Consider the following 20,093-nt stretch of genomic DNA (forward strand, 5'->3'; position numbering starts at 1 on the left):
CCGATTGTGACAGATTTCAGCGATGTTTTCTGCCGACCTGTTCCATGTGATGCAGCCAGCTTGTGAACAGGTTGCCGACAGAGCCGCTACCCGATCTGCGCCCTTTGAAAGTATGGAAACATCCCGCCTCCTCCTCTTCAAAGCGGGCCGCGCCAATGTTGAGGAACAGATAGATCAGGAACAGATCCAGAATCAGCACGCCAACCACCACAGGAACATGGATCACCGCATCGGCTTTCATCCAGCTGATGACTTCGGAATGGTTGCTGACCACCAGATAGAGCGTGCCGAACAGCAGTGCAACTGCCAACAAAGAGAACAGATCTGCTATACGCTCATGTTTTCGGGAGTATCCCTTAAGACTTTTACATACAGACATGGATTCATTCACCAAAATTATTTGGATGCAATCAGTATCAGGTTAGTCTTCAACGACAATAATCTCAAGCAAAATGGGTGATTTGGGATTTTTTACCGATAACTTGTGAGTGTGTATAGTAGGTCACGGATGTATCGTCTGAGGTCCCGCAAGGTGCATGGCGAATCTATTCGAAAAATGTCCTAACTACCTGCCATGCAACATAAAAACATATAAGGGGGTATGCGGTGGAACTAATCAAAGAACTGATCGGCGGGCTGAACAGCATTGTCTGGGGACCTGTCATGCTGGTGCTGATACTGGGTACCGGGCTGTTCCTGATGATCGGCTTGAAGCTGATGCCATTGGCTCGGCTCAAATATGGATTTCAAATGCTCTGGGGAGGGCGCGAAGGCCGGGGGGAAGGGGAGATCACCCCATTCAATGCCCTGATGACCTCGCTCTCCGCAACCATCGGCACGGGTAATATCGCCGGGGTTGCCACCGCCATCGCTCTGGGTGGCCCAGGGGCTCTGTTCTGGATGTGGTGTACCGCTTTGGTCGGTATGGCTACCAAATATGCGGAAGCGGTACTGGCTGTCCGCTACCGGGAAGTGGATGAGAATGGCAACCACGTCGGTGGTCCCATGTACTACATCAAGAACGGCCTGGGCAGCAAGTGGACCTGGCTGGGTACCCTGTTTGCCGTTTTCGGAGCATTGGCCGGATTTGGTATCGGTAATACCGTACAGGCCAATTCAGTTGCTCAGGCGCTGCTGAAAAATGAGAGTCTCGGTATCGAACCGGCAGTTACCGGAGGGGTGATGGCCGTGCTGGCCGCGCTGGTACTGATCGGCGGTATCCGTCGTATCGCGGAAGTGGCCGGTAAACTGGTACCACTGATGGCTATCGCCTATCTGTTGGCCGGGGGTGTGATCATCGTTCTTAATATTTCCGAGATTCCGGCGGCCATCGGTCAGATCATAGAGTATGCCTTTACGCCGGTTGCCGCCACAGGTGGATTTGCCGGTGCTGCGGTTTGGGCTGCAATTCGCTTTGGCGTGGCCAGGGGCGTCTTCTCCAATGAGGCTGGACTTGGTAGTGCGCCAATCGCACATGCCGCTGCGGCAACCGACAGTCCGGTGCGTCAGGGCACGGTTGCGATGCTGGGAACCTTTATCGATACCCTGATCGTCTGTTCGGTCACTGGCCTGGCGATCGTTGTCACCGGGGTCTGGACCACGGGCGAGACCGGGGCGGCACTCTCTTCTGCCGCCTTTGAGATGGCGCTGCCTGGAGTTGGCGGTCTGGTTGTCAGTGTGGGTCTGGCGGTGTTTGCCTTCACTACCATTCTGGGCTGGAGTGTCTACAGTGAACGTTGCGTTGAGTACCTTGCGGGTATTAAGGCGATTGTTCCATTTCGCGTACTTTGGATCATCATGATCCCGGTTGGCGCGCTGGCGCAGGACTATCTTAACTTTGTCTGGCTGGTGGCGGATACGCTGAATGCCCTGATGGCCATTCCGAATCTAGTTGCGCTGCTGATGCTCAGCCCGGTGGTTTTCAAATTGACTCGGGAATATTTTGAGCAGAATTCATTGAAGTAGGCGGTTGTTGGTGTTTCATCCGGCTCCCCCATTGCGGGGGAGCCTCTCATTGTATGCACCGACAACGCTGCAATACGGCCCCTGTTCTGCTTGGGTGGCTCACTCGGGAACAGGATTGTTGTTAACCGTGGTTGATGCTGAGGATCGATTGCGCTTCTGGTCGTTTCAGGCGCTGGGATCTTTCGCAAGGTCTTCCGGGGTTGCAAAATTCTGTCTGAGATAGCGGATGATATCATCCGATTCATAGAGCCAGCGGTCACCATCCTGTTGCTGGATTTTCAGACAGGGTGTTTGCAGCTTTCCACCGAATTGCTGCAGCTCGTCAGCCCAGTTCGAATCGCTGGCTGCATTTCGCTGCTCGATCTTCAGGTTCAACTTGCGAATGACGCGATTGACTTTGATGCAGTAGGGGCAGATGGGGAAGTGGTAGAGAGCCAGGCGACTGGTCTGTTGATCAACCTGTCGCTGGCGCGCCGGATCACGGCGCAGCGGTTTGGAGATGAGACTGGTGAGCCAGTGCAGCATCATCCGCTAGCTCTTTTTTGAACCACCCAGACACTCAGGTGAAGCAGGCACCGTGCCGCCATGGTTGAACCAATCCTCTGGCGTCATGGTATGCAGCGCCAGGGCGTGAACACCCCCCTCGCTCAACTCTTCCGCCAACACCTTGTTGACCCGACGGTGACGCTGGATCAGTTTCTCCCCTTCAAAAGCCTCAGTGACCAGTACCACCTTGAAATGGGATTCCGCCCCATCCGGTACACTGTGATTATGGCTCTCATCGATCACTTCCAAGTGGAGTGGTGAGAAGGATTCCTGCAGCTTTTTTTCGATGATTTTCTGTGTGGTTGTCATATCACTACCTACCTTCAGGATTTACCGACATCAGTCATTGGATCCGGGTTCTGTTTCATAGTTTCAGCGCTTCCCGGACAAAGGGTATAGTGAGTTTACGCTGGGCTGCAAGTGAAGCCTGGTCGAGTCGATCCAGCAGAATGGTCAGGAAATGGATATCCCTGGGGGTTCTCTGCAGGAGAAATTGAGCGGTTTCTACGCTCATCGACAGCCCCCGCAGTTCCGCATTGCTCAGCAGCAGTTCGAGTCGCTCCTCATCATTCAGTGGAAACAGATGGTAACAGGGCCCCCAGGTCAGCCTGGAGGCCAGATCGGCCAGATGCAGGGAGAGCTGCCCCGGCGGGCGGTCACCGGCGATGATCAGTTTGGCGCCACGCTCCTGCAGTTGGTTGTAGAGATTGAAGATCGCCATTTCCCAGGCCTGCTCGCCGGCGAGTACCTGAAGATCGTCCAGACAGACCAGGGAGAAACCATCAAGCCCTTCCAGCATCTCCGGCTGCAGGCCATGTTCCGATTTGAATGGCAGATAAGCCGGCTGCTCTCCTTTGGACTGGGACTGCTGACAGGCCGCCTGCAACAGGTGGCTTTTGCCTGATCCCGACTCTCCCCAGAGGTAGATATAGGGATCCTGTTCGCCGCGCAGGCGGGAGACTGCCTCCCCGTTTCTGCCGATCACGAAATGGGTGAAATCGATCCGCGGTCTGATGCTCAGGCCAAGAGGTAGCTGGTTGGACATGGGATCAGGTCTGTGTTTCCAGCCGCAATACGGTTTCCGCCATGCGTCTGCCCTGGGTGATGCAGATGCGTTTCTCCTCGTCGGTGATGGGCAGCTTGCTGTCATTGCCCGCCGTATGGCTGGATCCATAGGGAGTACCACCGCTCTGGGTGCTCAGCAGGGCGGTCTCGCTGTAGGGGATGCCCATCAGCAGCATGCCGTGGTGCATCAGCGGCAGCATCATCGAAAGCAGGGTGCTCTCCTGCCCGCCATGCAGGCTGGAAGTGGAGGTGAAGACAGAGGCGGGTTTGCCGATCATGGCGCCACTCATCCACAGTGAGCTGGTGGAGTCGAGACAGTACTTCATCGCTGCGGCCATGTTGCCGAAGCGGGTCGGGCTGCCGAGAATCAGACCGTCGCAATCCCTGAAATCGGACTCTGTAACATACGGGGCACCCTGCTCGGGGATGGTGTCTTCAGTGGCTTCACACACCGCAGAGACTTCCGGGACCGTACGTAATTTGGCCTCCACACCGGCGATCTCTTCAACCCCACGGGCTATCAGGCGTGCCATTTCCGCAGTGGCACCGTGTCGGGTGTAGTATAAGATTAGGACTTGCGCCATAGATTTGTTTCCGTAGGTTAACAGGCCCTAGGATCAGAGGATCTCCAGAACCTTTTCCGGTGGTCGACCGATGGCCGCCTTGCCGTTTTTGATGACAATCGGTCGTTCGATCAGCTTCGGATGAGCGACCATCGCCTCGATCAACTGCTTGCGGCTCAACTCAGGATTGTCGAGCTGATTCTGTTTGTATTCCGGCTCCTTGCGACGCATCAGTTCACGTGGCTCCAGGCCAAGCATGTCGAGAATCGTCTCCAGCGTCTTACTGTCAGGCGGGGTTTTCAGATATTCGACAATCTCAGGTTCCACCCCCTGCTCCTCCAGCAGCTGCAGGGTCTGTCTCGATTTGCTGCAACGCGGATTGTGATAGATCTCTGTGGTCATTCTGGTTTCCTGTCTCATGTTGTTTGGTGTTCATTGTATCCGGATGGTGATGGTCGCTCCATCATAATCCAGCGAGCAAGCTTTCGTGATCTTTATCCCCTTCATGGTTTAATAGTGCCCAGGGCCTGTTGTTATTGAGAGATACCGAGTCAGCGGGTTGATGATGTGAATCCAATCGCCCCTGTTGCCCTGAATAAGCGCCAATCAAGACGCAAGAAGGAAACATCAATGAATCTACAGGACACCAAACAGACCCTCTCTTCGAGCCTAAGGCATGTTCGTGCCTTTCTGCGCCTGGTGTTTCACCATTTCGCAGCCGATGGGGGGATACAGCATGTTGCCGCGCTGACCTACACCACGCTGCTCTCCCTGGTACCGTTGATGACGGTGGTGCTGGCCCTGTTTTCGGTTTTTCCGGCCTCCGAACGAATGTCGGAACAGATCGAGAATTTTCTGTTTCAGAATTTTGTCCCCGCAGCCGGTGAGGCCGTGCAGGAGCATCTGAGGAATTTCAGTCAGAAAGCGGCCAAACTGACCGGTGTGGGGTTTGTCTTTCTGGTGCTTGTCGCCCTGTTGTTGATGAGTAATATCGATAAGGCCTTCAATACCATCTGGCATGTCAGAAAGCAGCGTCCACCCCTGGCAAAATTTACCGTCTACTGGGCAATCCTCTCGCTGGGACCAATACTGATCGTGGTCAGCGTCGGTGTTACCTCCTACCTGGTCTCCATCCCGTTACTCGAACAGGCCCAGGCGGTGGTGATGGTGCGATCGAAGCTGTTCAGTATGATGCCGGTGCTGATTTCCGCCCTGGCGTTCAGCCTGCTCTACGCACTGGTACCCAATCGATCTGTTCCCATGCGCCACGCATTGCTGGGCGGTCTGCTGGCAGCCCTGCTGTTTGAGCTGTCAAAGCGGGGATTTGCACTCTATGTAACCACCTTCCCGACCTATGAAGCGATCTACGGCGCACTTGCCGTGGTACCGATCTTCCTGATCTGGATCTATCTCTCCTGGCTGGTAACCCTGCTTGGTGCTGAGTTTACCTACTGTCTGGGGATCTATCGGGAGGATTGGCGGGAGCATGCCCAGCAAAGGGGCGGAGCCTTTCTGTTGGCGCTGCGACTGCTTGGTCAATTGCGGGATGCTCAGCGGCAGGGTCTCTCCATGACCACCCGTCAGCTTCAGAGCCGTATCACGGGTACTACGGAAGAGCGCATCGAAGCGTCACTGAACACGCTCTACAATGCCCACCTTGTACTCAGAGCGGATGATAAAGGCTGGGTTTTGGCCCGAGATCTGAGACAGGTGATGCTGAAGGATCTCTACCAGTCGGCCGCCTATGTGCTCCCCGACAGGGATGAACTGGCCGACATACCCATGGCCCTAGAGGAGCTGCTTGAGAGCCTGAACCTGACCCTTGAGCAGAGCATGGATCGTCCACTTGAGGAGTTACTGGAAGAGCAGCGCGGATCTGTGGGTTGATAGTTAGACACTCTTGATTCGAAACCGCTCGAAGTGAGCTGTGGTTTCAAGCTGCTGCATTGGGCTGATACTCGAAGAGGGGACCATCTCCTCGACCCGGTACTCCTGTCCGATGACGAAAAAATGTTTGGGTACGATGAGCGAGCTGCGATTGTTGTGGCCCTGATCGATGAATATCCCCCCTTGATCGGGATTCGGATCTTCCTCTGTCTGTTGTTTGGCGAGTCGTAATGTGATGGGTTCCAACTTGCCCGCCACAAACTGCACACCGACTTCCAACAGGTTGTCGCCACAGTTCATCGCCCGTTTGACAACCCCCAGTTTCCAGTCACTGCCCTGTTTGGTCTCATGGGTTGAGATCAGAATCAGTTGTCCGATCAGATCTTTCGATATGGCCTGCCGCGGTATGCGAAGAGCGACTCCGGAGCGACTCTGGTTACTGCGTAATGCAAGAATTCGGCTGCTGCCGGCGCCCAGTGTCGAATCTCTCATGCCAACCGGTTGCGTCATGGTGATCTCCTCATCACCATGCTCGTCGTTGGCACTCTGTCCGACCAGGTATTGATAGGCATTCTGCACCCCGATCCATACCATGATCTGGCCGGAGGTATTGTGTCGTTCACTGTCTCGCTTGAGTCTTATGTGCCAGGATTTAAGCATCCTGGCCAATAGATTGTTGGCCTCTTTGGTGGTCAAACGATTCATGCAGATCGGCTTACTCTGTTCCGACTGTTCCATCAGGCGCAGCTGTTGGTGCAGCGTTTTACTGACGGGACTCAGATCGAACAGGGTGAACCTGGGCAGTGGCAGGTTTTCCAGGCAGTCCGGATGGTAGAGGTAGGGTGGTACCTCACCCAGACGATCGATCACATAGCGGCCGGTGGCATCCTCATCCTGATCCGGTGCGGTAATCAGGGCTTCACCGGCGAGGCTGTTCAGATAGTCAAAGCAGATTCTGGGTTCCCCCTCCTGCAGGTGGCAAGGGTCCAACAGCAGCAGCAGGAGAAATCGGTTGTACTGATGGGATATCGTCGCCTGATGGGATTCGCTCTGGTCATGATCCTCCATCTCCAGCAGATGCAGATTCTGCTCCCAGGCGTAGGTCATCAGCCTTGAGATATGTTGATAGGGTGAGACGCAGCGGCAATCAAAATCCTCACAGGCCAACAGATATTCGAGCGTGAAGTATTTGTTGGCGTCGTAGATTGCCTGCCCGAGTCGCTGTACCGATTTTTTATTCTGCTTGCTGCTGATGCACTGATTGACGATATGGCAATATCCATAGGCCATCTCCAGCATAACCCGCCGCACCAGGCTGATCGGTGCCTGTTGCTTACGCTGGGACGTGCCGTGGGCCAACCGTATGGCCGGGGTGACATAGATCTGCATCAGCTCGTCGCGTTTTTTCACCTGACCGGGAAAACGGTTCAGGCGGCTCAGGCTGGTGATCACGTTTTCAGCAAGCTGCTGAGGGTTGGCGAAGGGAAGCGCGGTAGCCCACTGGGCTAATTGATGAGGATCGGTCTCAACCAACGGATTTTCAAATGGATCGGCCTTGGGTACAAAGAACTGAGGTTGCTTTTGTACAGGGGGCCGCTGGCTGAAAAAATCAAACATGGTGTGGTGTTGGTCCGTTTCCTTTATGAGGGTGATTAGCGGGTCCGGCTGATTGTTGCCTTGTTTACTGCGTGGCCCACGGGAGGCTGTTAACAGGCCCTGACGGAAACTATATCATTATTGGTTGCTGCAGGGATGTTTAATCCTCAACACAGCGTTGTCCCGCAACAAGTCTTTTAGTCAGTGGTTTAATTGATCGTTGTATAGGTGGAGTATAATCCAAGCTCAGCCTGAAAGACCCCGGTTTTTTAGACAAAGTTATTGTAATTTAGTAGGTTAATTCTTGAATATTCCTGTGTTGACATCTCCCTGGATACCCCTGGATCTCCCAGAGCTTTGCTCTGCCTCCGATCCGTTTCAGGTTGTCGATTATGGTTTACCTGAATTGAACTTATCGGAATTAAGCATGAAAATGGCGGTCTGAAAGATCGTCCAAACCAGGGCTGATTGAATGAGTGACAACAGACCCTAGACGAATACCGTTCCACTGGAGAGATCTATGCATTGCAACAATCCCCTGAGCCGTATCCTGTTGATCTGTGGATTGTGGCTGTTTATCCAACCGGTCGTAGCCGAACCGGTGGATTTTGAACTGCCGGGCCTGGATGGCAAAAATTACCGCCTTTCCGACTATCGGGGGAAATGGGTTCTGGTCAACTACTGGGCTACCTGGTGTCCACCGTGTCGGGAGGAGTTGCCGGAACTGGAGGTGTTCCACAACAATCACAAAGACAAGGATGCGGTGGTATTGGGTGTGGCGATGGAGCGGATCGATCCGCACCGGCTGAAGACCTTTGTCGATGAACAGTTTCTCAGCTATCCGATCCTGTTGACCAAGCCGGCAGCACGCACCGAGCTGGGGCGGGTGCCCGGTCTGCCAACCTCGTTTCTGGTCAACCCTGAAGGTGAGCTGGTTGCCCGTCAGGTTGGACCGGTCACTCTGGAGGATCTGGAGACTTTCATAAATGAAGAGACCAACTAGGGATTAGTGATTACAGCCCTAAGGAGCGATAGATGATACGAACCATCCTGCTGCTGGTTTTGTTCTGCCTGACGCTTGCCGAGGCATCTGCTGCAACCCGGGATCCGGGTGAACACTTTTTCAATCAATCTCTGGGGGATTTCAGTGAAGAGCTGATGGTCGCCAGGGAGGAGGGAAAAAAGGGCGTATTGATCATGTTTGAAATGGATGAGTGTCCATTTTGTCACCGTATGAAGAGCCGTGTGCTCAATCAGGTGGTGGTACAGGACTACTTTCAGCAGCATTTCCAGATCTATACCGTGGATATCGAGGGTGATGTGGAGATTTCCGATTTTAAAGGACAACCGATCAAAGAGAAGGATTTTGCCTTCAGACACTTCAAGGTAAGAGCAACTCCGGTGTTCGCTTTTTTTGATCTCGATGGCAATCTGCTGACCCGATTCACTGGTGCGACCAATAGCGCCGACGAGTTCATGTGGCTGGGTGAGTTCGTTGTGGATGGTCATTACAAGTCGACCAACTTCTCCCGTTACAAAAGAGCCAAGAAAAAGGAAATGCGCAAGTAGTGGTCAGGTTGTCCTACACAGCCTGTTACAGGCGATTTCTGCTGTTTCTACTGAGCTCGATTTGCGGCTGGGCGATGGCTGTCGAGCCTCTGCCATCCCCACTGACGCTGGAGTACGCTCTGAGTCTGGCCGATGCGCAACATCCGGATCGCAGCCTTGCTGATGCGGCCCTGGCCCAGGCTGAAGCCGCCAGGCACCTGGCCGATTCAAAAGATGATCTGCGTGTCGATCTGAGTGCCGAACTGCGAGCCATCGAACCCTCGGAAATCGCCATCTATCAGACCCACAACGACAGCCTGGCAAGGCTCAAAATCAGTAAGCAGCTCTACGATTTTGGACGCACTGCACACGCTCTGGAAGCTGCGGATGCGGATCTGGAGTCCCGTCGCTGGCAGCTTATGGAGGTGCGTCAGCAGCGCAGGCTCGATGTCATGGCCCGTTACTTCAATGTGCTGCTGGCCGATCTGGAGAATGCCCGCGACACCGAGGCCCTGTCGATCGACTACATCCGCTTCGATCGGGCCCGTACCAAAAATGAGCTCGGCAGGGTCTCCGATGTGGAGATGCTCGAGCTTGAAAGCCGCTACCAGCAAAGCAGAAGAAAGATGGCGCTGAGCGGAAACCGCCAGCGTATCACCCGTTCCCAGCTGGCAATCAGTCTGAACCGCCCCCTCGATCTTCCAGCAGACCTGGAAACGCCCAGTTTCGATGCGGCGGATGAGGTAGGGGATGTGGATGAGTTGGTGGCCTTGGCATTGAGCGGTAATCCGGGAATGCAGAAACTGAGAGCGGAGCTTCAGGCAGCACAAAAGCAGCTGCAGGCGAGTGAATCGGAAAGCAATCCTGTGATTCGTGCCCAGCTGGAGGCCGCGGCCTACGAGCGGGAGCTTGGCGGGCGGAATCCGCTGACTGCGGCTCTGGTGTTTGAAGTGCCTCTCTATCAGGGCAGTCGTGTGGACGCGGATACCGCCAGACAGCGGGCCAGAGTGCAACAGAAACAGGCTGAGTTGGCGGCTTATGAGCTTGCCCTTCGGCAACAGGTTCTGGACTATTGGATGGAGCTCAATCAACTGCGCGTGGCCGCAGAGGAGATCATGGTCACCGGGGATTTCAGGGATCTCTACCTGGATCGCAGTCGTACCCTGTATGAGCTCGATCTCTCTTCAGACCTGGGTGATTCGATGACCCAGATTGCCGATATCCAGTTCCAGCAGGCGAAGAATAGATATCAAATACAGTTGGCGTTGGCCCATCTCAAGGCATTGACGGGTGGCTTGCTGGAACAGGAAAAGGGTGCCGGGAAGCCTTAGGGTTTAAGCGTATAAAGGGGCCTGTACTGGCCTTGAACAGGACGGCCGTTGATTCAGCCATTGAGGTGCCGCAGTTGAGTGGTTTTCAGCCGCAATGAGCTCCTGTTATCCCTCTCGGTCTGTTGTGGCTGACGAGTGGAGGCCTGGCTGGGCAAGTGGATAAAATCTAATAAGTGTAAGGGGGTAGTCATGAGGGTGCTGATGATAATCTGTCTGTTATACAGTGGACAGTCTGTGGCCCTGGACCTGGAGGCGGTGACCAGCTGGTATCAGCAGGTTGAGCTGAGTACGACAGTGGATGGCATGGTCAGTCGTGTGAATGTCGGGGTGGGCGAGAAGGTCAGTCGTGGAACCATACTCATCGAATTGGACCAACGGGCCTACACAAGTCGCCTGGCAGCGGCCGAATCGAGACTGGAGGCGGCTACGCAGCAGAATGCGGAGGCCAAAAGAGAGTTGGATCGCTCCCTGGAGCTCTACGATCGAACTCTGCTGTCCGACCATGAACGCAAGCAGGCTGAGATCGAAGCGGCAGAGTCCGATGCGGCTTATCGGGAGGCGGATGCGCAACTGGCCAAGGTTCGGTTGCATATCGATTACAGCCGTATCACTGCGCCGTTTGATGGTATTGTAGAGGAGATCTATGTCCAACCTGGTCAGGCGGTAATCAACCGCCAACAGGCGCAACCACTGCTCAATCTTTGTCATACCGGGCAAATGAAGGTCACGACTGATGTCACTGCTCAGCAGGCTGATAAACTGAAGTCGGGTATTGGCGTGCAGATCGGCCTGCGGGGTGAATGGTTGAACGGTGAGATTTCCAGAGTGGGTCTCAAGCCCGTTGCTGAAGATGCGAATGGTGCCAGATACCTGCTTGAAGCGATGTTTCAGCCGCCCAAGTCGGTGGTGGTCCGGGCTGGAGAGAAGGCTGTTTTGAGGATAGCAGATGAGTGATCGAATCAGCACCGGAGAGATCTGTGTGCGCTGTTTTGTTGGTGGTCGGGTGCAGGGGGTCTTCTATCGGGCATCTGCCAGACATCAAGCCCAGCGACTGGGGATTTCCGGGTTTGCCAAGAACCTCAGCGACGGGCGTGTGGAAGTTGTTGCCTGTGGCAGTGCTGACGCCTTGGATGAACTCAAGGATTGGCTGCGTAAGGGACCTTCTGGTGCCAGTGTCTCGGGAGTCTCCTGTGAGGTGATCGATCAACATAACTATAGTGATTTCACCATAGGCTAATTCGTGTTAACAGGCCCTGGCGTCTGCTAAACCTGCACTAAGGCCTGCAGACAGGCTTCGGGGTGAATAAGAATTCAAAGTTGCGCCTTGACCCCGGCCAGTGATCATTGATGGCAGGGTGTGAATCCGCTCGGCCGTTAGCTTCGTTGGGTCAGCTGTTTATCCAGCTGACCGGTATCCACTATTGAGCGTAACCGGGTTGGTCCAGGGGTCTGAACTTCATGCTTGGTTCCACGGGAACCTGGGGTTGTTGCTGGTATCCCTGGGCGGCCGATGGTGCAGGGTTGCCATAGTAAGCTGTTCCACCTTGAGGTTCGGCGATCTGAGGTTGAGCATAGGTGGGGGTGGCTGGCTGAGCCGAATCCTGCATCGTCGATGGTTGATCCATGGGGCGGAACTGGAACTGCTCCTGGGGAGCATTGGCGTAGGGGGTCGCCGGCGGCATCGTCGGTTGTGGCTGTTGATAGACTGGAGCGGCCTGCTGCTGGTAGGCGGGAGTCTGTGCTGCCGGTTGACTGGGCTGCTGGTAACCGGGATTGGCCGGATACTGGGCTGAAGGTGCTGCATAACCAGCCGGAGCCTGAGGGTAGCTTGTGCCGGGATAGGCGCCATATCCCTGGGGGTAGTGGTATGGATAGGCCTGGGGGGCATAGTAGGGAGCGTCGTAGTTGTCGTAATAACCTCCCTGGTTTCTGTCATAGCCACCGAACATGTTGCGCATCGGGTTCATCATGCCACCCATCATGTTGCCTGGATTGACATTGAACTGCCGGGTATCCCCTTCAGCATGAAGATCCGTAGATCCCAGGATGATCAGTGTGCAAAGTGAAAACCATTTCAAACGTCTCATGTTGTGGTACCTCTGGTGGGGTGGTCGTTTTATCGGCATGTGGCATTTATTGTTTTTTACGATATTACTACCACATCGTATTCCTACATGATAATACACCAAGCGGATTGGCGATAAACCCGGCATAGTCCGAATTATTTACCCTGGAGATTGAGAAATGCGCCTGCCGCCTTTGACCGATGGCCATATCATCAAACGATACAAACGATTTCTGGCCGATGTGGAACTCTCGGGTGGTGAGGTGATTACCGTGCACTGCCCAAATACCGGCAGTATGTCGGGGTGTTGGGAACCGGGGGCACCGGTACAGATCAGTCACAGCGACAACCCTCGCCGAAAACTCCCCTGGACACTGGAACGGGTGGATATGGGGCAGGGGTGGATCGGGGTCCATACCGGTCGAACCAATCCGGTCATCGAAGAGACGCTTCGGTCTGGGGCGTTGGCGCCGTTCTCTGATTATCCCGAGGTCAGACGTGAAGTCGCTCATCAGAGTCAGGGAGTACGCTCCAGATTTGATTTTATGCTGCCGGGTGGAGCGAGGCAGGATGTCTGGATTGAAGTAAAAAACGTCACCTTATGGGAGCAGGATTGTCTCTGTTTTCCCGATGCAGTAACAACCCGTGGACGCAAACATCTGCAACAACTGGCCCAGTTATGCGATACGGGACAGCGGGGCGTGATGATCTATGCACTGAACCGCCCCGAAGGTGATTGTTTCAAACCGGCAGACCATATCGATCCGGAGTATGGACAGGCGTTGCGGCAGGCGGTGGAAAAGTCCGGGGTGGAGTTGATGGCGCTACGCATTGGGCATAGCAAGGAGGCGATGAAGGTTACCGGTGAGGTTCCGATCAGGCTGGATTGAAGTTGGTTCAGTAACCCATGGAGGCCAGATCCAGACCTGAGGGGATCTCCGGAAGGGCGCTCAGACCGCTGACGATCTCACCATCCGCCTGCAGACTCAACCAACGATACCCGGGAGGAGCCGGATCGATGGCAAAGTCATCTTCACCGGCGGTGAATTGTACGCAGGTCGAGGGGCTGCCGAGAATTTTTAGACCCTGGTAGGTGGCTTCAAAATTCTGATGGATATGTCCGCAGAGTAACCCCTTCACCTGGGGGTGCTTCTGCAGCAGATCGAAGAAGGCCTGGGGTTGCTCCAATACCATGGTGTCCATCCAGCGACTGCCCACTGGCAGTGGGTGGTGGTGCATGGAGATCAGGGTGTTTTTGTCCGGGTGCTCTTCAAGCAGCTGTTTCAGCAGGGCCATCTGTCGTTGATCGATGCGGCCGCCGTCACTGCCCGGAATGGTTGAGTCGAGAAACACCAGTGACCAGTCTTTGGCCTGTACACTGGGGATGCAATGAACGTTGTCCTGATTCAGCAGCTGAGTCATCTTGCCCGGCTGGTCATGGTTGCCGGGCAGACAGTAGGTTGGGATTTCGGTCAGCTTGAATCTGCCGAGCAACCTTTTGTAGCCGCTGTCGGAGGCGTCATGCACCAGGTCGCCGGTGGCCATGATCAGGTCGGGTCTGCCCGCTTCACGCAGAGCCTGTTCCAATATCTGGTCGAAAGTTTCAAGGGTGTTGATGCCCAGCAGACAGCGTGAAGGGTCCGCATAGAGATGACAATCCGTGATCTGAAGTACGTTCAATCCATCAGCAGGCATTTGCCGGAATATTTCTGGCTTGTTGTCGGGATGGCTACTCATAGAGCGTTTCATCTTTATGTTTTTCAAGCTGACGAGCAATTTGATTCTCCAGGCCCCAGCAGGATGATCATTGTATTGTCATCATATTAGATCAGGAATCAGCAAATCTTAAACCGATATTTTGCTTCAATGTCCTAAACTTATGAATTGTTCCACATTCTATGTCGAATTCTGTTGATAGGTTAACATTTTTCCGTCAATTAATTTTTTCTATCGCCTCGTCTACAATATAGATTATGACGCTCAATGAATTAAGATACATTGTCGCTGTGGCTCAAAAAAGACACTTTGGCCACGCTGCAGAGGCCTGTTACGTCAGCCAGCCTACACTCAGCGTAGCAGTAAAAAAGCTGGAAGAGGAGTTGGGAGTGGGGCTGTTCGAACGTGGACAGGGTGAGGTTTCCCTGACGGCAGCGGGGGAGCGCATAGTGGCCCAGGCCCAGCGGGTATTGGAAGAGGCCGGAACCATCCGGCAGCTCGCCAGCCAGAGTGTGGATCAGCTGGACGGTCCACTGCGGGTCGGCGCCATCTACACCGTAGGTCCCTATCTGTTTCCCAAACTGATTCCTGTCCTGAATTCCCGTGCAGGGGATATGAGCCTGATTATCAAAGAGAATTTTACTGCCAATCTGACTGAACAGTTGAAGCAGGGAGAGCTCGATGTGGTAGTGATCTCGCTACCCTATGAGGAGCCCGGGATCGTCACCAGACCACTCTATGAGGAGTCCTTCTCCGTGCTGATGCGGGTCAATCATCCGTTGGCAGCACACGACACCATCTCGGTGGACCAGTTGGAGAAGGAGGCGGTATTGATTCTGGGTGAAGGCCACTGCTTCCGGGAACAGGTGAAAGCGATCTGTCCCGGGTGTCTGCAACACACCAATGGGGAAATCAGTCTGCAGAAGAGTCTTGAAGGGGGGTCTCTGGAGACCATCCGTTACATGGTGGCCAGCGGCATCGGTATCTCGATCCTGCCCGATTCCGCCATCGGTGGGGACTCGCTGCGCTGGGATCTGTTGACTACCCGTCCATTGACTCAGGAGTCACCCAAACGCTGCATCGCCATGGCCTGGCGCAAGAGCTTTCCACGACCCCGGGCTGTAGAGTTACTGGGTGAATCGATCAGGGCCAGTGATCTGAATGGGGTCAGTCTGGTGGATGGTGAGCCGGCCGTGGAGTTGGCAGTCGGCTGAACCTAACCTGCTAAGGTGCCGGGTTAACAACAACTTCAGATGACCCGGTCGTTTCCTCCATCGATGGGAATCTGGGCGCCAGTGGTTTTGCTGAAACGCAGATCACAGAGTTCCGCTATCAACTCAGCCACATCGTGGCTGGTTATCTCACACCCCAGCAGATTACGTTTTTTATAAGCTTCCACCGACAGGTCATAGTGTTTGGCCCGGGTCTCCAGGACCTGTGGTGTCCAGATGCCGGTATCGAAGACCGCATCAGGGTGCAGGCTGTTGATTCGGATATTGTCCCTGGCCCACTCCATGGCAATGATTCTGGCTAGCTGGTTGAGTGCCGCCTTGGAGGCAGAGTAGGCCGCCGCACCCTGTCCGGGTGCAGGAACATTTTTTGACCCAATGACCACAACCCGTCCCTGCCTGGCGGCGGATTTGAGATAGGGGTGTGACTCCCGTAACAGGGCCAGATTGGCATCCAGATTGATCTGCATCACCTGTCGCCAGCTGGCATCTTCAAGTTCGGCAACATCACAGCCGGACGGAAAGATACCCGCATTCAGCACCAGCATATCGAGACCGCCGAATTTCAAGCAGGTGTCGGAGAGCGCCTGTTGCAGTGCCAGGGTATCGGTAACATCGCATTGAATGCCGAGAAAGGCCTGTTCGGGAAACAGCTGGCTGATAGCCGGATTGCGGTCGAGACCCACCACCGCTGCACCCCGTTGCAGCATGGAGTCTGCACAGGCTTTGCCGATGCCGGATGCAGCGCCGGTGATCAGTGCCACTTCACCCTGGAAAGCGGGTGCACTACCAGCCTTGCGCAGTTTCGCCTGCTCCAGTTCCCAGTACTCCACATCGAAGATCTCCTGGCTCGACAGGGCCTGCCATTGATCCAACAGCTCCGCCCGTTGAATGATCTTCATGGTATGGCGGTAGATATCAGCCACCATGCTTGCCTGAGCACTGTTTTTGCCTATGCTGAGCATCCCGAGACTGGGATCAAGCACCACCCTTGGTGCCGGATCGAGCATCTCCACCGGGGTACGGGCGAGTGGTGCATGTTGTTCGAAATAGCGTTGATAGCGGCCAACATAGTCGATCACTTCACAGCCGATCATCGGTAGCTGTTTGGTACGCAGCACATGATCCGGAGTGGCAGGCCCACGGCTGGCGATCTGCTCAAGGTCGGTGCGCTGACAGAAGCTGAGCTCCTGTTCTGTGCGGTGACTCTGCATGATCACCGGGGTACCGGCGACATCGGAGATCTCCTTGCGCAAGCGGGCCAGCCGTTGTGGCTGGACTTCCCTCTGCTGCACCTGCGGAGAGATCTCCCAGGCGCTGTTTTTCTGCAGGTATTGCTCTGCTTCGTCAACCAGCTGAATCATCCTTTCATAGGATTGTCTGGCGTCATCTCCAAAGCTGAAAATGCCGTGATTCATCAACACCATGCCCAGGGTCTGATCGTTTGCCTGCTGGGAAAACTGCTCGGCCACCGTGCGCGCCAGATCAAAGCCCGGCATCACATAGGGGATGACGACGACCCGCTGTTGATAGAGCTCTCTGATGCGCTGCTCACCCTGTGGGGTGTTGGTCAGGGTGATGATCGCATCCGCATGGGTGTGATCCACATATTTATAAGGCAACACGGCATGCAGAATGGCTTCAACCGAGGGGGTCGGTGCGCTCGCCAGGGTCTGATGGGTCTTCAGCTGGTTGACCATCTCACTGTCACTGAGGGACTCAAGCTGGGCAAGGCGCAACAGGTGATCCATGCGCACCGGGGTGAAGCCCGGCGCTTCGATGCTGGCCAGATCCCAGCCACTGCCTTTGACATAGAGAATCTGCTGATCTTCACCGAACAGGTCCGGCTCGACGATCTTGACGGAGGTGTTACCACCGCCGTGAAGTACCAGCGTGGGATCTGAACCGAGCAAGCGGGAGGTGTAGACCCGTAGAGACAACTCATTTTCGCAGGCCGCCGCTTCAGTTGGGTTCCATTGGCTCTTCATAGTGCCTCTCTTGGTTTTGAGGCGTGATTGATGCCGTGACGGATCGTTACACCTTATGCCGTGGAAATAAAGCTGGGAAGCTGGTGGCTACCACTAAAAATTGTCGGTCGAGGTGAACAGCCCGACCCGCAGATCCTTGGCGGTATAGATCTCCCGGCCATCGACCTTCATTACGCCGTCGGCCACGCCAAGCACCAGCTTCCGGGTAATGACCCGTTTGACATCGATCTGGTAGGTAACTGACTTGGCTGTGGGCAATACCTGACCGGTAAATTTAACCTCACCAACGCCCAACGCCCGACCGTGGCCCGGATTGCCGATCCAGGCAAGAAAGAAACCGACCAGCTGCCACATCGCATCCAGGCCCAAACAGCCAGGCATTACCGGGTCTCCGGGGAAGTGGCAGTCAAAAAACCATAAATCGGGATTGATATCCAGTTCCGCCTGGATCTCCCCCTTGCCGAACTCACCGCCCTGATCCGCAATCTTGGTGATGCGGTCCATCATCAGCATATTCGGGGTAGGCAGTTGCGCGTTGCCCGTGCCAAACATATCGCCGCTGCCGCAACTCAACAGCTCATCGCGGTTAAAAGAACTCTGTTTGGTCATTCTGCTCATGCCTCTCAATTTAGCAATCCACCCGGCCGGGGCGGAAAAACCCAGTAGTGTCCTAGTTCGGATAGGGTTGTGTCAATCGCTCTGATGTGAATTGTTGTTCAAATTAACTATTCATTAACACTGAGCTGATGTGATTGACGATATCCGTCACAGGAATGAACTGGTTTTCCGAATCACCGCGCGCCCGGTATTCCACCTGACCCTGGTCGAGGGATTTATCGCCAACCACGATGCGATGGGGTATGCCGATCAGTTCCATATCGGCAAACATGAAGCCGGGTCTGACATCCCGATCATCCAGCAAGACCTCAATGCCAACAGCATTCAACTGCTCATAGAGTTTTTCCACCGTCTCTCTGACCCGTTCGGACTTGCTCATTTTCATTGGACAGAGCGCCACCTGAAACGGAGCCAGTGAGTTCGGCCAGATGATACCCCGATCATCATGATGCTGTTCGATCGCGGCAGCCACCACCCGGGTGACGCCGATACCGTAACACCCCATGGTCATCACCACGGCCTTGCCGTTTTCGTCCAGCACCGTGGCATTCAGTGCCTGGCTGTATTTATCCCCCAACTGGAAGATATGGCCGACCTCGATGCCCCGGGCAATGGTCAATGTGCCCTCACCATCCGGACTCGGATCTCCCTCCTGGACATTGCGCAGGTCGGCAACCCTGGCAGGCTGTTCGAGATCCCGTCCCCACTGGATGTGGAACAGATGTTTGCCATCCTGGTTGGCGCCGGCACTGAAGTCTTTCATCTCTGCCACACTGCGATCCACAATGATGGGTATCGTCAGATTGACCGGACCCAGTGATCCGGGGCCGGCTCCCAGGCTTTCGCGGATCTCCTCCTCGGTGGCGAAACAGAGGGGAGTGGCGACCTCCTCAAGCTTTTCCGCCTTGATCTCATTCAGTTCGTGGTCTCCTCTCACCAGCAGGGCGATCAAGCTCACATCACTCTCTTCGGTCGCTTTGACAACCAGGGTCTTGACCGTGTGATCGATCGGTTGGTCGAACTGCTCCACCAGCTCCTGAATGGTTTTCGCATCCGGCGTATCCACCAGGGACATCGGTTCATCCCCGTCGCTGTTTGTCTGCTCCACCGCGACCGCTTCCGCCAGCTCGATATTTGCCGCATAGTCACTGCCACTGGAAAACGCAATCGCATCCTCACCCGACTCGGCCAGTACATGAAACTCATGGGAGGCGTTGCCGCCGATGCTGCCGGTGTCGGCGGCCACCGGACGGAAATCGAGTCCGCAGCGGGAGAAGATACGGCTGTAGGCCTGATGCATCTGATCGTAGGTCTGTTGCAGGGAAGCGTGATCGAGATGGAAGGAGTAGGCATCCTTCATAAGAAATTCCCGGGCGCGCATGACACCGAACCTGGGACGGACCTCATCGCGAAATTTGGTCTGGATCTGATAGAAGTTGACCGGTAGCTGTTTATAGCTGCGCAGCTCATTGCGTGCCAGGTCGGTAATGATCTCTTCATGGGTGGGGCCATAGCAGAAATCCCGCTGATGGCGGTCATGCAGGCGCAACAACTCAGGACCATACTGCTCCCAACGGCCCGACTCCTGCCACAGCTCCGCGGGTTGAACCGTCGGCATCAACACTTCGAGGGCGCCCGCCCGGTTCATCTCCTGGCGGACGATCCGTTCAACTTTTCGCAGTACCCGCAGGCCCAGGGGCAGCCAGGTGTAGAGTCCGGATGCCAGTTTTCTGATCAGACCGGCGCGCAACATCAACTGGTGGCTGGCGGTTTCGGCATCTGCCGGGGTCTCCTTGACGGTATGGAGTGGAAACTGGGAAGTACGCATGAGTAGCATTCAGCCTTAAGTGTAAAAAAAGCGTGATTCTATCCCGCATTGTCTGGCGGGTCACCATTGTTGGTAAATCGGACTCTGCTTGAACTGACTGGCGGCAACGAATGCGCTCGGTTTTGATGCCTAGATCAGCACCTCCCTA

At 55.0% G+C, this 20,093-nt stretch carries 21 protein-coding genes; 9 read left to right on the forward strand and 12 right to left on the reverse strand.

Annotated features, from left to right (window positions below):
• Window positions 1-16 precede the first annotated feature (16 nt).
• Window positions 17-379 carry a cell division protein BolA gene (locus tag A3193_RS00595; RefSeq protein ID WP_069004268.1) on the reverse strand — a complete coding sequence of 121 codons (363 nt, stop codon included), beginning with the start codon at window positions 377-379 and terminating at the stop codon, window positions 17-19.
• A gap of 227 nt (window positions 380-606) precedes the next feature.
• On the opposite strand from A3193_RS00595, the gene A3193_RS00600 reads away from it, so the two are divergent.
• Complete coding sequence (locus A3193_RS00600; protein WP_069013784.1) at window positions 607-1,965, forward strand: alanine/glycine:cation symporter family protein; 1,359 nt, start codon at window positions 607-609, stop codon at window positions 1,963-1,965.
• Between the two features lie 165 nt (window positions 1,966-2,130).
• On the opposite strand, the gene A3193_RS00605 is transcribed toward A3193_RS00600, so the two are convergent.
• Genes A3193_RS00605 through arsC form a run of 5 tightly spaced genes read right to left on the reverse strand, consistent with a single transcriptional unit; the run spans window position 2,131 to window position 4,541 of the window.
• Window positions 2,131-2,493: a glutathione S-transferase N-terminal domain-containing protein gene (locus A3193_RS00605; protein WP_069004270.1), complete on the reverse strand. Its 363-nt coding sequence runs from the start codon at window positions 2,491-2,493 to the stop codon at window positions 2,131-2,133.
• 3 nt (window positions 2,494-2,496) lie between these two features.
• Complete coding sequence (locus tag A3193_RS00610) at window positions 2,497-2,820, reverse strand: BolA/IbaG family iron-sulfur metabolism protein (protein WP_069004271.1); 324 nt, start codon at window positions 2,818-2,820, stop codon at window positions 2,497-2,499.
• Between the two features lie 55 nt (window positions 2,821-2,875).
• Entirely contained in the window at window positions 2,876-3,556 is a 681-nt protein-coding gene (gene hda, locus A3193_RS00615; RefSeq protein WP_069004272.1) for a DnaA regulatory inactivator Hda, read from the reverse strand.
• 4 nt (window positions 3,557-3,560) lie between these two features.
• Complete coding sequence (gene wrbA / locus A3193_RS00620; protein WP_069004273.1) at window positions 3,561-4,160, reverse strand: NAD(P)H:quinone oxidoreductase; 600 nt, start codon at window positions 4,158-4,160, stop codon at window positions 3,561-3,563.
• A 33-nt stretch (window positions 4,161-4,193) separates the two neighbouring features.
• On the reverse strand, window positions 4,194-4,541 hold the full coding sequence (gene arsC, locus A3193_RS00625) for an arsenate reductase (glutaredoxin) (RefSeq protein WP_139116926.1): 348 nt from the start codon (window positions 4,539-4,541) through the stop codon (window positions 4,194-4,196).
• Window positions 4,542-4,769: 228 nt separating this feature from the next.
• On the opposite strand from arsC, the gene A3193_RS00630 reads away from it, so the two are divergent.
• The gene (locus tag A3193_RS00630; protein ID WP_069004275.1) at window positions 4,770-6,026 is read left to right on the forward strand and encodes a virulence factor BrkB family protein; all 1,257 of its coding nucleotides are present in this window, start codon (window positions 4,770-4,772) and stop codon (window positions 6,024-6,026) included.
• A 3-nt stretch (window positions 6,027-6,029) separates the two neighbouring features.
• Here the strand turns inward: A3193_RS00630 and A3193_RS00635 are convergent, their stop codons facing one another.
• Window positions 6,030-7,643: a hypothetical protein gene (locus A3193_RS00635; RefSeq protein WP_069013785.1), complete on the reverse strand. Its 1,614-nt coding sequence runs from the start codon at window positions 7,641-7,643 to the stop codon at window positions 6,030-6,032.
• Between the two features lie 499 nt (window positions 7,644-8,142).
• On the opposite strand from A3193_RS00635, the gene A3193_RS00640 reads away from it, so the two are divergent.
• The 5 genes from A3193_RS00640 (at window position 8,143) to A3193_RS00660 (ending at window position 11,738) form a co-directional block, all read left to right on the forward strand.
• Window positions 8,143-8,625: a peroxiredoxin family protein gene (locus A3193_RS00640; RefSeq protein WP_069004277.1), complete on the forward strand. Its 483-nt coding sequence runs from the start codon at window positions 8,143-8,145 to the stop codon at window positions 8,623-8,625.
• A 32-nt stretch (window positions 8,626-8,657) separates the two neighbouring features.
• On the forward strand, window positions 8,658-9,191 hold the full coding sequence (locus A3193_RS00645) for a thioredoxin family protein (RefSeq protein ID WP_069013786.1): 534 nt from the start codon (window positions 8,658-8,660) through the stop codon (window positions 9,189-9,191).
• A gap of 74 nt (window positions 9,192-9,265) precedes the next feature.
• Window positions 9,266-10,501, forward strand: a complete 1,236-nt coding sequence (locus A3193_RS00650; RefSeq protein ID WP_083218691.1) for a TolC family protein — start codon at window positions 9,266-9,268, stop codon at window positions 10,499-10,501.
• Between the two features lie 201 nt (window positions 10,502-10,702).
• Window positions 10,703-11,455, forward strand: coding sequence for an efflux RND transporter periplasmic adaptor subunit (locus A3193_RS00655; RefSeq protein WP_162272412.1), 753 nt, complete (start codon window positions 10,703-10,705; stop codon window positions 11,453-11,455).
• Window positions 11,448-11,738, forward strand: a complete 291-nt coding sequence (locus tag A3193_RS00660) for an acylphosphatase (RefSeq protein WP_069004280.1) — start codon at window positions 11,448-11,450, stop codon at window positions 11,736-11,738. Before A3193_RS00655 ends, A3193_RS00660 begins: the two co-directional genes overlap by 8 nt.
• Before the next feature lie 181 nt (window positions 11,739-11,919).
• Here A3193_RS00660 and A3193_RS00665 read toward each other — a convergent pair whose 3' ends face one another.
• Window positions 11,920-12,588 (reverse strand): hypothetical protein, encoded by a 669-nt coding sequence (locus A3193_RS00665; RefSeq protein WP_069004281.1) that lies wholly within the window; start codon window positions 12,586-12,588, stop codon window positions 11,920-11,922.
• A gap of 157 nt (window positions 12,589-12,745) precedes the next feature.
• Here A3193_RS00665 and sfsA point away from each other — a divergent pair, with 157 nt between their 5' ends.
• Window positions 12,746-13,456 (forward strand): DNA/RNA nuclease SfsA, encoded by a 711-nt coding sequence (gene sfsA, locus A3193_RS00670; RefSeq protein WP_069004282.1) that lies wholly within the window; start codon window positions 12,746-12,748, stop codon window positions 13,454-13,456.
• 7 nt (window positions 13,457-13,463) lie between these two features.
• Here the strand turns inward: sfsA and cpdA are convergent, their stop codons facing one another.
• Window positions 13,464-14,303: a 3',5'-cyclic-AMP phosphodiesterase gene (gene cpdA / locus A3193_RS00675; protein ID WP_162272411.1), complete on the reverse strand. Its 840-nt coding sequence runs from the start codon at window positions 14,301-14,303 to the stop codon at window positions 13,464-13,466.
• A gap of 236 nt (window positions 14,304-14,539) precedes the next feature.
• Between cpdA and A3193_RS00680 the strand changes: the two genes are divergently transcribed.
• Window positions 14,540-15,496, forward strand: coding sequence for a hydrogen peroxide-inducible genes activator (locus A3193_RS00680; RefSeq protein ID WP_069004284.1), 957 nt, complete (start codon window positions 14,540-14,542; stop codon window positions 15,494-15,496).
• Window positions 15,497-15,531: 35 nt separating this feature from the next.
• On the opposite strand, the gene A3193_RS00685 is transcribed toward A3193_RS00680, so the two are convergent.
• From A3193_RS00685 to A3193_RS00695, 3 genes are all read right to left on the reverse strand, one after another.
• The gene (locus A3193_RS00685) at window positions 15,532-17,499 is read right to left on the reverse strand and encodes a bifunctional aldolase/short-chain dehydrogenase (RefSeq protein ID WP_069013787.1); all 1,968 of its coding nucleotides are present in this window, start codon (window positions 17,497-17,499) and stop codon (window positions 15,532-15,534) included.
• A gap of 93 nt (window positions 17,500-17,592) precedes the next feature.
• On the reverse strand, window positions 17,593-18,108 hold the full coding sequence (gene fabA, locus A3193_RS00690; protein WP_069004286.1) for a 3-hydroxyacyl-[acyl-carrier-protein] dehydratase FabA: 516 nt from the start codon (window positions 18,106-18,108) through the stop codon (window positions 17,593-17,595).
• A 112-nt stretch (window positions 18,109-18,220) separates the two neighbouring features.
• Window positions 18,221-19,945, reverse strand: a complete 1,725-nt coding sequence (locus tag A3193_RS00695; RefSeq protein WP_069004287.1) for a proline--tRNA ligase — start codon at window positions 19,943-19,945, stop codon at window positions 18,221-18,223.
• Between the last annotated feature and the right edge of the window lie 148 nt (window positions 19,946-20,093).

This window comes from Candidatus Thiodiazotropha endoloripes (assembly GCF_001708965.1).
GTDB classification, from domain to species: domain Bacteria; phylum Pseudomonadota; class Gammaproteobacteria; order Chromatiales; family Chromatiaceae; genus Thiodiazotropha; species Thiodiazotropha endoloripes.